We start from the raw sequence: 730 nt of genomic DNA on the forward strand, positions 1-730 counted from the left end.
GCCCAACTTGTTCGCCTCGGCCCGCGGCACCAGACGGTTGTAGTTGGGCATGTCGTTATAGTTGGCGATGATCACGCCGCGACGCGGATCCAGCGCCACGCTGCCCCAGTCCGAACCGCCGTTGTAGCCCGGATATTCGATGAAGCGACGGTCGGCGGTCGGGGGCGTAAACTGGCCCTGGTACGACGCCTTCTTGAACTGGATGCGGCAGATCATCTGATCGATCGGCGACATGCCCCACATATCGACTTCGCGCAGGTCAGGCTTGGCCAGGGTGTTGAACAGCGAATAGGGCTGGGTCGCCGCACGCTGCGCCGGTTCGACGCCGCCGCGCGGGGCGGGACGATCCTGCACGCCGTGCAGGGGCTGGCCCGTGCGGCGATCCAGCACGAAGATTTCGCCGCGCTTGGACGGCAGGATCACCGCAGGCGTCACGCCCCCTGCGGTCGGCATGTCGACCAGCGTCACTTGCGAACCCAGGTCATAGTCCCAAACGTCGCGGCGGACGGTCTGATAGCTCCAGCGTGGCTTGCCGGTCGTGACGTCCAGCGCGACCAGGGCGCTGGAATACTGGTTCTCCTGGGGCCGGCGCAGCGACGAATAGTAGTCGGCGGCCGAGTTGCCCATCGGCAGATAGACCAGGCCCAGGGCTTCGTCGCCCGTCGCCGTCGTCCACATGTTCGGCGTGCCCGGCGTATAGGTCTGACCGGCTGGCGGGGCGGTGGTGATG

1 pseudogene is annotated in these 730 nt (G+C 66.6%); it reads right to left on the bottom strand.

What is annotated here, in order from left to right:
* A pseudogene (locus tag RT123_RS00565) lies at positions 1-730 on the bottom strand (membrane-bound PQQ-dependent dehydrogenase, glucose/quinate/shikimate family); the annotation flags it as partial.

This window comes from Brevundimonas vesicularis (genome assembly GCF_032067225.1).
In the GTDB taxonomy this organism is placed as follows: Bacteria; Pseudomonadota; Alphaproteobacteria; order Caulobacterales; family Caulobacteraceae; genus Brevundimonas; species Brevundimonas vesicularis_F.